Origin of the sequence: Alkalibacillus almallahensis, from assembly GCF_011761495.1 — a bacterium.
GTDB lineage: Bacteria > Bacillota > Bacilli > Bacillales > Alkalibacillaceae > Alkalibacillus > Alkalibacillus almallahensis.
Genome location: NZ_JAASRU010000001.1, coordinates 69,471 through 79,514, shown reverse-complemented (window position 1 = coordinate 79,514; position 10,044 = coordinate 69,471). Strand labels below are relative to the sequence as shown.

Below are 10,044 nucleotides of genomic sequence, written 5' to 3'. Positions count from 1 at the left end.
CTTATGATTCATCCTCAAATAATTGACCATTTCCTCTAGCGTTCTCTCCACCAGGTAGAATTGCATTCAATATAATTCCGACAATCGTTGCAACCGCCAATCCAGGAATCTCAACTTGCTCGCTAACCGGAATAGCAACTCCCCCAATTCCGATCACTAAAATGACCGAGGTAATAATCAGATTCCGTTTAATACCGAGGTCTACTTGATTGTCAATCAACATCCGCATACCACTCGATGCGATCACACCGAATAATAGAATGGAAACACCACCCATAACCGCTTCAGGTATGGATTCAATTAAGACAGCTATGATATCGATAAATCCAAATAAAATCGCTAGAACAGCTGCACCAGCAATGACAAACACACTGAAAACTCTTGTAATCGCAAGTACCCCGATATTTTCACCATATGTTGTGTTAGGTGGTCCGCCTAAAATTGAGGCAATCATTGTTGCCACACCGTCACCTAAAATCGAACTACCTAAACCAGGTGACTTAAGAAAATTCCGATCAGCCACTTTTGATAACACCATTTGGTCACCAATATGTTCTGTGATCGTCACTAGAGCGACTGGGACCATGATAAAGACGACTGATAGACTTAATACATCGAGCGGTTGATAATCGACAAATGGAATGATGAAATCTGGCACGACAAACACTGCATTCATCATTTCTCCGAATGAACGACTGGACGTTAATGCTTGAAAGCTTGATTGAATTCCATCTGTTTGAACAATGCCTACCATTAAAGCTGTAAGATAACCACCGACAATCCCGAGTAAGATTGGGATGACGTTAAAGAATCCTTTAAAGTAGACTGATCCAATAACTGTAATAAGTAAAGTGATCAGCGCTACGAGCATGTATGTAAAATGAATATTCCCATCACTGTTATACATCGCCATATCGATCGCTGTCGGTGCTAAACCTAAACCGATCACCATAATCACAGGACCAACTACGACAGGTGGCAGTAATTTAAGTAACCAATTGACGCCGCTTACTTTGATCAACATGGCAACCAAACCGTAAACAACCCCTGCTAAAAAAGCACCTACCATCGCACCCGGTAAACCATCAGCTACACTCGCAGCTTGAATCGGTGCAATAAATGCAAAACTTGATCCTAGATAAGCCGGTATTTGACCTCGTGTTATAACGAGATAAGCTAATGTTCCGATACCACTTGTCACAAGCGCCACATTTGCTGGCATTTCAACTAAGAACGGAACTAAAATCGTGGCACCAAACATGGCGAATAAATGTTGTAAACTGAGCCAAAACCATTTCGCTTTATTTGGTACATCTCTTACGTCTAATACTTTTTCCTGTTCACTCATTTGCTCCCACTCCTTTTTGTGCTATAAAAAAAGCCTCTTTACGATAAGATCGCAAAGAGGCATACGTACACTTTTCCCGATGTACGTCACTTCACGACCTTATAAGCCTCACTGGACTTCCTTAAAGGTCCCCTATTTAATTATTCGTAGATGCTCACTTGTTCTTGTTTATCCGTTTCATTTAAATGAACTTTAATGACTTCTTCTTGAGAGGTAGGGATGTTCTTCCCTACGTAATCAGCTCGAATTGGCAATTCACGGTGACCACGATCAACTAAGACAGCGAGTTGAATTTGTTTAGGTCTGTCAATATCAACAATTGCGTCCATCGCTGCGCGAACTGTTCGTCCTGTGTATAACACATCATCAACTAAAATCACTGTTTTTCCTTCTAGGGTTTCGTTAATATTCGTTTGATTTAACTGGGCTTCATCATGGTTATCGATTTCAGTTAGATCATCACGGTAGAGCGAAATGTCTAACTCGCCAGTTGGAACGGTGACCGATTCAATTTGTTCAATTGTTTGTTGGATCCGATTGGCAATAGGTGTTCCTCTTGTTTTAATCCCTACTAATACCAAATCTTCAGTTCCTTTGTTGCGTTCAATAATCTCATGCGATATCCGTTTTATCGCACGTCCAATTGCTGCTTCATCTAATAACTGTGTTTTTTCTTCCACAAGATCACCTCCGATTGTCACTAAAAAACCCCTTTCCCGCTACTTCAGGTAACGAGAAAGGGGTTTAGATACACGAATCCCTAACTATGTTTATATCGTTACCTTACTAGCCTCACGGGACTACGTTTAAAGGTTTTAAATTTTATTTCACTATCACATATTCTAACGTGTTGTAGAAAAAAGTCAAGTCATTCTCTTAATTTTTTCAATCGTATCTAAAAAGATTTGTGGTGGCTCTGCGGTGATCATCATATCCTCACCACTTATTGGATGTGTGAATGATAAAGTTTTCGCATGAAGAGCCTGGCCATCAGTATCTAAGGTTTTACGATAACCATATTTGGGATCACCCACTAATGGATGATTAATATACTTAAAGTGTATACGAATTTGATGCGTTCGCCCCGTCTCTAGTTCACAACTGACATGTGTGTAATCATTGAACTTTTCAACGACGGAAAAATGGGTAATAGCTTCCTTACCTTCATCTACTATCGCCATTTTTTGGCGATCATTAGGATCACGTCCAATAGGAGCATCAATCGTACCTAGTTCATGCGAAATAACGCCATGTACGAGTGCTTCATATTGACGTTTAATCTCCTTATTCATTAATTGTTCTGATAGTCGCTCATGCGCTTTGTCATGCTTAGCAACAACTAACAGGCCACTCGTATCTTTATCAATGCGATGAACAATACCTGGACGATTAACCCCATTTATACCAGACAAATCGTCACAGTGATATAATAAGGCGTTCACAAGTGTCCCTTTTTCGTGGCCAAACGCAGGATGAACAACCATCCCTTTAGGTTTGTTCACAACAAGCAAATGCTCATCCTCAAATCGAATGTCTAATGGGATATTTTCAGGCTCAAGTGTCATATCTTCTGGTTCTGGCTCTTGCCATTCCACAAGATCGTTCAATTGACATTTGTAATTATTTTTTACTTGTTTCCCGTTAACAGTCACATGTCCATCCTTCACCCATGACTGAACCTGGGAACGAGAAGCTTCTTGATTTAATTGCGCTAAAACATGATCAAGACGTTTTCCTTGATACGTTTCATCAACTTCGATTTGTTGTTTTTCCGTCATGTTTTTCACCTTTCTTGTTCTGCCATTCATCATATAACATCAAGATAATAATCAGAATAACACCAACTGTTAATGCACTGTCCGCTACGTTAAATATCGGGAAGTTATAATTAAGTATCATAAAATCAAAGAAATCGATCACTTCTTGAATTCGGAGTCGGTCGATAAAATTACCTATTGCACCGCCTAGTATGAAGGCTAATCCAATATTCAATAATCGGTATCCATGACGATACTGAATCATGTAATAGATGATCACACCAACAACGAATACCGTTACGATATAGAATAACCACATTTGGTCTTCTAGCATGCCCCAAGCGGCTCCACTATTTCGGTGGGATGTGATGTGAAAGAAACCTGGAATGACTTCAATTGAATCTCGAACGTCCATCGTTTTAACGACAACCCATTTTGTAACTTGGTCTAGGGCTATTAAAAATAAAGCTAATATATAATAAATCAACGCATCATAACCTCCATATTCACTTTTTTCCTCTTGCATTTTACCATAAAACGACTGAAAACACGATGAATGTTGTTAATCTAAACACTCCGTCAATGACCGTTATTGAATTGTGATCCGCTATCGGTGGACGCTTTCCGCGGGCATGGCTCGAGCCAGGCAGCTACATCGAATAAGCTTCTCTGCTACTTGCACCGAGGAAGCCTACTTCGAAGCGTTACGAGAAGACGCAGGTGCATCCCTCGGCCCAAAAGCGTGGCCTGCGGGGTCTCGAGGCTCATGCTATTCCCGTGACGGCCCGGACGGCCTAATGTCGACGTTGGTCACAGGACGTGACCGAACTTAGTCGACCAGGAGTCGCCACCTTCGCTTCTCACAATTCAACAACTCAGTGCTCAACCTTACAAATCTCACACTAAAATAATACATAACCAATCAAAAACGAGCTAACCCTGGTTCTTAAGGGTTAGCTCGTTGAATGAGCATATTAAGATGATAAAACGTCTGCACAACGGTCACATAAATCTGGATGATCACTGTGTTGACCCACAGAATGGGATGATACCCAGCAACGTTGACATGTTTCACCTTCATGGCGATCAACTGCAACTGATACATGCTCATAAGCTTTCGCTGGATCATAATGTTCGACAACAGAAGCTTCTGAGACAATTAAATATTGATGAAGATGATCCACAGACTCTAATAAGTCACGTGTTTGTTCATCTTTAGGCACAATAGTAACATGTGCTTCTAAGGATTTACCAATCACCTTATCATCACGCGCAGCTTCTAAGGCCTTTAAGACATCTTCCCGGACAGCCATTAATTGTTGCCATTTCGCTTTGGTATCTTCTTCACCAACGACATGACGAGCATCTGGCATATCCGTTAACTGTACATTTTCAGCTTCAACACCAGGAATATGTTGCCATAATTCATCTGCTGTATGAGCTAAGATTGGTGAGAGTAGCTGAGTCAAACTAACGACAATCTCATGATAAACCGTTTGAATACTACGTCGACGATGGCTATCTTGTTTTTCGATATATAAGACATCTTTCGCAAAGTCTAGATAGAACGAGCTCAAGTCGACTGTACAGAAATTATTGATTGTATGATAAATGGTTGCGAATTCATAATTATCATACGCTTTTCGTACTTTGGCTACCGTTTCTTGCAAACGAATTAACATGTAACGGTCCACTTCTTCTAAATCTTCTTCAGCAACACGATGGATGCTCGGATCAAAGTCATGTAAATTACCTAACACGAAACGCATCGTATTACGAATTTTACGATAAACCTCTGAAACTTGTTTTAGAATCTCATTGGAAACTCGAACGTCAGCACCATAATCTGAGCTTGCCACCCATAGGCGTAAAATGTCAGCACCAAGCTGTTTCATGATTTTAGACGGAACCATCACATTTCCAAGTGACTTACTCATCTTTCTTCCATCACCATCTAGAGTAAAGCCATGGCTTAAAATACCTTTATATGGTGATTCGCCAGTAATTGCGACGGCAGTCGTTAATGAGGAATTAAACCAACCACGGTACTGATCAGAGCCTTCTAAGTATAGATCAGCTGGACGATCTAAATCTTCTCGCTCTTGTAAGACACCTTGGTGAGTCGAACCTGAATCGAACCATACGTCCATGATGTCCGTTTCTTTTGTAAATTCACCATTTGGACTTCCTGGATGAGTAAAGCCTTCAGGTAATAAATCATTAGCATCGCGTTCGAACCAAATGTTTGAACCGTGTTCACGGAACAAGTCGGAAACGTGGGCAATCGTTTCGTCAGTAATGATTGCTTCGCCATTTTCCGCATAGAATACAGGAATTGGTACACCCCATACACGCTGACGAGAAATACACCAATCCTCACGATCACGCACCATATTGTACATGCGTGTTTCACCCCAATGTGGGTGCCAGCTAACGTTTTCAATTGCATCTAATAGATCATTACGGAAGTCACTAACAGAAGCAAACCACTGTGATGTCGCACGGAAGATTGTCGGTTTCTTCGTACGCCAATCATGTGGGTATGAGTGAGTCATAAATTCAAGTTTTAATAATGCACCATTTTCATTTAATTGCTCTGTAATTGATTTATTTGCCTTATCATAGAATTCGCCAGCAAAACCAGGTGCTTCTTCGGTGAAAACACCCTTCTCATCCACGGGACACAATGCATCTAAACCATATGTTTTACCAACCCAATAGTCTTCTTCACCATGACCAGGTGCTGTATGAACACACCCTGTACCAGATTCAGTGGTTACGTGATCTCCTAGGATAATGAGTGATTCACGGTCATAAAGTGGGTGCTGTGCTTTGGCATATTCTAAGTCTTTACCTTTATGACGAGATCGAATGGAATATTCTTGCCATTCTGCTTTTTCAGCAACTTCTTCTAAAAGATCTTCTGCAATTACAAAGTTTCCTTGATCTGTCGATACCACGACATAATCAAGATCAGGATGCACAGCAATTGCTAAGTTAGCCGGAATCGTCCAAGGCGTTGTCGTCCAAATGACGAATTTCTCATCACCATTTAAAACACCATTTCCATTCGTTACATCAAATGCAACATAAATTGAAGGGGATTTTTTATCATGATACTCAATTTCCGCTTCTGCCAAAGCTGATTCAGATGACGGTGACCAATAGACTGGTTTCTTCCCTTTATAGATATATCCTGCTTTCGCCATTTCACCAAATACACGAATTTGTTGTGCTTCAAAAGATGGATTAAGCGTAATATAAGGATTATCCCAATCGCCTCGCACACCTAGTTGCTTAAATTGTGTTCTCTGATTATCTAGCTGTTCTAGTGCATACTGTTTACACATTTCACGAAACTCAGGAACAGGAACTTCTTTACGATTAATTTTCTTTTTCTTTGTTAAAGCCACTTCAATCGGTAAACCATGTGTATCCCACCCTGGAACATATGGTGCATGAAAGCCGGCCATAGATTTATAACGGACGATAAAATCTTTTAGAACTTTATTTAATGCGTGCCCCATGTGTAGATCGCCGTTCGCATATGGGGGGCCATCATGTAAAACGAAAAGCGGGCGCCCTTTTGTCCGTTCTTGCACTTTTTCGTAAATGGCTTCATCTTCCCATTTCTGTTGCATTTCTGGCTCACGGTTTGGCAAATTACCGCGCATCGGAAATTCCGTTTTCGGCATTAACAATGTGTCTTTATAACTCATGAGAATCCTCCTTATATATCCTTCTTAATTATGTTCACAAAAAAAGCTTTCCCATCCCTAATAAGGGACGAGAAAGCTCGCGTTACCACCCTAGTTGAATGACCTTCATCATTCCACTCGTCATTCGTAACGTGAATGAACCGCCCTTTTCTACTACCATTTCAAAAAGGGTGCTCCAGGATGATCTTCCTACAAGTGTTATCACTAGGCTCACACCAACCCTAGCTCGCTTTGATAACTTTCTTGAAGTACTGTTCCTTTCAATGCAATCGATTATATTATCGTTTCATTATGATTCATGATAAAAAAATTATAGATAATTTCCGATAACAAGTCAAGACTTAGTGTCATTAAACACTAGTAAGAAGAATCAGATGTAGAATCATTGGCATAACCCTGACCCTGTGGTGTTGTTTCATATAAATGTTGTTGATCATCTTCTTCAGAAGTATCTATTTCAAATAAGTCTTCCCAATCACTGTTATCAATAATATCAAGCTGAGCTTCTACTAACATCTTTAAACGTGTTCTGAAGACTTTAGCTTGCTTCTTCAGCTCCTCAATTTCCATTGAAACTTGTCGTGATTTAGATAATGCATCATTAACAATACGATCAGCATTCTTCTCGGCTTCTTTAATAATTAATTTAGCTTCTTTATTAGCATTATTCTTCACTTCATCAGCCGTTTCTTGTGCAACAAGAATGGAGCGGTTCAATGTTTCCTCAATGTCACTAAAATGATTCAGTTTTTCTTCGGCTTCATTGACACGCTCTTCTAATTGCTTTTTTTCACGAACAACTTTCTCAAAATCTTTAATGACTTGATCTAGAAATTCGTTAACCTCATCTTCATCATAACCACGAAATCCTCTTGTAAACTCTTTATTATGAATATCTAACGGCGTAAGACCCATTGATTTGAACCCCCTTTTGTTTTCGATGCAGTTCTCTGTATATCATTAATTCGACAAAACCATCTGTATTCCTGCAATAAAATACGATATTAATTTAGTTTTGCCGTTTTAATACGAATCTTTTGCTTCTTTGTTTCCCCAAGAATATCAACGACTTGACTACGACCATATGATTTTAAGGATATCAGATCACCAGGTTGTAATGAAAAGGACGAATTATTGACTGTACGATGATTTATCTTAACAGCTTCTTTCTCAATTAATTGTTGTGCTTTTTGACGGGAAATCTGATAAATTTCTTTTAATATAGCATCTAGTCGAGTTGATGAAACCGTACCATCCTTCTCTTTCCACTCATAGCTAGGCGTTAAGATGTCGTCTTGTGATACATCACGTAAATTAATCCGAGTGTTTCTAATCTTGTCGATATTCATTTGTAGATACATGGCCAAATCACGATCACAGATGATTTGAAATTGACCATCTTCTACAATTAAATCCCCTAATTTCTTTCGATGCAAACCTAACGACATGACCGTTCCAAGTAGATCACGGTGGCTAAGCGAAACGAATTTTGCATTATACTGTCCTTGTAAGATCGAGAGATTATAATTTTCTTCTTTTACATCTTCATAGAAGGGTGCTAGTATAGCTCGCTTTCGTTCGGATCGATCATATCCACCATGAAAGGTCAGATTAAATTGCTCATCATAACCAATAATAGACCGAAATATTAATTGTTCTCGCGGATCTAGGAAATCACTTAAAACAGGGGTGTATTGTCGTTCTACTTGATCGCGCCAATCAAGTACTTGGTCAATAAACGGTTGTTCTTCTGCCCTAAAGTGTTGATATAAGTCCATAGCTTCCTCTTTCTATCATGTATAGCTTACATTAAAAAACTTGTGAAAATAAAATATAAACCATTCGTTGCTAAATTTAAAGCAATAATCGCAACAATTGGTGATATATCTATCATTCCAAGTGAAGGAATGATTTTACGAAATGGTTCTAAATACGGCTCAACAGCTTTTTCTAAAAATTGACCAATACCCGACTCACGTGCACCTGGAAACCAGGACATTAGAATATACCCAATAATCATAAATGAATAAATTTGAACTGCTGTTAAAAGCAGACTTAATATTTGACCCAAAATCTCTTCATCCTCTCAAAGCTACTGTTCGTCATCATTAAAAATTTCTGAAATACTACCTGATATATTAACGTTTTCTGGGGTACACAAGAATGTTTTTTGCCCTAATTTTTGAATATCACCATTCAAGGCATTAACGGTACCACTGAGAAAATCGACAATTCTTAATCCTGTTGGGTGTTCTACACGTTGTAAATTAATCACAACTGATTTCTTCTTCTTAACGTGTTCAGCAATCTCTTGAACATCATCAAAGTCGGTTGGTTCAAATAAAACCATTTTGGCATCGTTCTGAATTGAGGTTAGACTGACCACATTATCATGTGTTTGAGGTTTCACAGGTTGTTCTGCCTCTTGTTGATGAGTTGCTGGTTGTTTTCTATAACTTTTGGATTCTTCTTCAAAAGAAGGTTGTTCATCAAGATCAAAAAATGATTTGAATTTGTCTTTAAAGCTCATTGCAATCCTCTCCTATTATTCTTGTCCTACTAACCTTGATCCAATCCGTATGTGAGTTGCTCCTTCTTCAATTGCTATTTTAAAGTCATGACTCATTCCCATAGATAAATGTTGACACGGAGCAAACGAGAGGTTTAGTTGTTGAATATCATCACGTAGTTCTTTTAATGAACGGAAACTCTGACGGATCATCGTTTCATCTTCAACTAACGGTGCCATTGTCATCAAACCTATCACTTTTATATTTGAGTACTGCGAAAGTTCCTCAATAAAAGTTATAACTTCACTAGGGTCCAAACCATGTTTAGAATCTTCACCACTCGTATTGATTTGAACGAAACAAGGAATAGTCTGATTGGCTCGTTTGTTTATTTCTTTCGCTAAAGAAATGCGATCTAAAGAATGAATCGTTGTTACGTTTCCAATCACGTCTTTCACCTTTCGAGATTGTAACGTGCCAATAAAATGCCAATTAGCTGCTTGTCCGATTGCATCATATTTATTTAAAAATTCTTCCGACCGATTTTCTCCTAATTCTGTTATGCCTGCATTGATTGCTTCATTTGCTCTTTCGATGCTCACATATTTTGTTACAGCGATAGTAGTCACCTCATCAGGATCACGATCAACTCGTTGGCAAGTATCAACAATATCTTGTTTGATTGTCTCGAAGTTTTGTTTAACTGACAT

The 10,044-nt window shown here is 39.0% G+C and carries 10 protein-coding genes and 1 other annotated feature; all 10 genes read right to left on the bottom strand.

The features are described from left to right. Position 1: 1 nt before the first annotated feature. Positions 2-1,348 (bottom strand): uracil-xanthine permease family protein, encoded by a 1,347-nt coding sequence (locus tag FHR85_RS00415; RefSeq protein WP_167259926.1) that lies wholly within the window; start codon positions 1,346-1,348, stop codon positions 2-4. 140 nt (positions 1,349-1,488) lie between these two features. Further along, positions 1,489-2,028: a bifunctional pyr operon transcriptional regulator/uracil phosphoribosyltransferase PyrR gene (gene pyrR, locus FHR85_RS00410; protein ID WP_167259924.1), complete on the bottom strand. Its 540-nt coding sequence runs from the start codon at positions 2,026-2,028 to the stop codon at positions 1,489-1,491. 183 nt (positions 2,029-2,211) lie between these two features. After that, entirely contained in the window at positions 2,212-3,126 is a 915-nt protein-coding gene (locus FHR85_RS00405) for an RluA family pseudouridine synthase (protein ID WP_167259922.1), read from the bottom strand. Further along, positions 3,098-3,592, bottom strand: coding sequence for a signal peptidase II (lspA, locus tag FHR85_RS00400; RefSeq protein WP_167259920.1), 495 nt, complete (start codon positions 3,590-3,592; stop codon positions 3,098-3,100). Before lspA ends, FHR85_RS00405 begins: the two co-directional genes overlap by 29 nt. Before the next feature lie 487 nt (positions 3,593-4,079). Continuing rightward, complete coding sequence (ileS, locus tag FHR85_RS00395) at positions 4,080-6,824, bottom strand: isoleucine--tRNA ligase (RefSeq protein WP_167259918.1); 2,745 nt, start codon at positions 6,822-6,824, stop codon at positions 4,080-4,082. 60 nt (positions 6,825-6,884) lie between these two features. After that, positions 6,885-7,097 (bottom strand) — a binding site (T-box leader). Positions 7,098-7,181: 84 nt separating this feature from the next. Then, positions 7,182-7,739 (bottom strand): DivIVA domain-containing protein, encoded by a 558-nt coding sequence (locus FHR85_RS00390; RefSeq protein ID WP_167259916.1) that lies wholly within the window; start codon positions 7,737-7,739, stop codon positions 7,182-7,184. Between the two features lie 89 nt (positions 7,740-7,828). Further along, entirely contained in the window at positions 7,829-8,602 is a 774-nt protein-coding gene (locus FHR85_RS00385; protein WP_167259907.1) for a YlmH family RNA-binding protein, read from the bottom strand. Between the two features lie 26 nt (positions 8,603-8,628). Further along, on the bottom strand, positions 8,629-8,895 hold the full coding sequence (locus FHR85_RS00380) for a YggT family protein (RefSeq protein ID WP_167259905.1): 267 nt from the start codon (positions 8,893-8,895) through the stop codon (positions 8,629-8,631). Positions 8,896-8,916: 21 nt separating this feature from the next. Next, positions 8,917-9,354: a cell division protein SepF gene (locus FHR85_RS00375; RefSeq protein WP_167259903.1), complete on the bottom strand. Its 438-nt coding sequence runs from the start codon at positions 9,352-9,354 to the stop codon at positions 8,917-8,919. 15 nt (positions 9,355-9,369) lie between these two features. Further along, positions 9,370-10,044 (bottom strand): YggS family pyridoxal phosphate-dependent enzyme, encoded by a 675-nt coding sequence (locus tag FHR85_RS00370; RefSeq protein ID WP_167259901.1) that lies wholly within the window; start codon positions 10,042-10,044, stop codon positions 9,370-9,372.

Excerpts from the sequence above, each read along its gene's own strand:
- FHR85_RS00390 (WP_167259916.1), bottom strand. The coding sequence starts at position 7,739 with ATGGGTCTTACGCCGTTAGATATTCATAATAAAGAGTTTACAAGAGGA.
- FHR85_RS00375 (WP_167259903.1), bottom strand. The coding sequence starts at position 9,354 with ATGAGCTTTAAAGACAAATTCAAATCATTTTTTGATCTTGATGAACAA.
- FHR85_RS00415 (WP_167259926.1), bottom strand. The coding sequence starts at position 1,348 with ATGAGTGAACAGGAAAAAGTATTAGACGTAAGAGATGTACCAAATAAA.
- FHR85_RS00405 (WP_167259922.1), bottom strand. The coding sequence starts at position 3,126 with ATGACGGAAAAACAACAAATCGAAGTTGATGAAACGTATCAAGGAAAA.
- FHR85_RS00370 (WP_167259901.1), bottom strand. The coding sequence starts at position 10,044 with ATGTCAGTTAAACAAAACTTCGAGACAATCAAACAAGATATTGTTGAT.
- ileS (WP_167259918.1), bottom strand. The coding sequence starts at position 6,824 with ATGAGTTATAAAGACACATTGTTAATGCCGAAAACGGAATTTCCGATG.
- FHR85_RS00385 (WP_167259907.1), bottom strand. The coding sequence starts at position 8,602 with ATGGACTTATATCAACACTTTAGGGCAGAAGAACAACCGTTTATTGAC.